Source organism: Photobacterium sp. R1, from assembly GCF_054600795.1.
The window spans coordinates 1-250 of the sequence record NZ_BAAHZP010000792.1 but is presented as its reverse complement, the minus strand read 5'-3'; the positions used below and the strand labels follow the sequence as shown (position 1 = coordinate 250).

General features: G+C 53.2%; 1 protein-coding gene. It reads right to left on the bottom strand.

Annotation, left to right across the window (positions count from 1 at the left end; translation table 11 throughout):
* Nucleotides 1-250: DUF6701 domain-containing protein (locus ACYP03_RS27245; protein ID WP_459782837.1), on the bottom strand; the 250-nt coding region annotated here is incomplete at both ends.

Genomic DNA, 250 nt, shown 5'->3' with positions numbered 1-250 from the left:
GAGACCGTCTCCACTTTGATCCGGTATCACTGCATCTTCCGTCCAGATCACAGGTTTAAAGGTGACTGAGAATTTATCACCCGCCGCCGCAAAGCCCGATCCGCCGCTGGACGTGCCGGAGAAATCTGTCTTTCCATTTTCAGAGGTCACATCACAGAGCGCGAACGTATAAGGTCGGGACAGCAATACCGCTTTGCCGTTTAAGCCGGACCAATCACCCTGATGATCATCACAATCCGTTGCTCCTGCC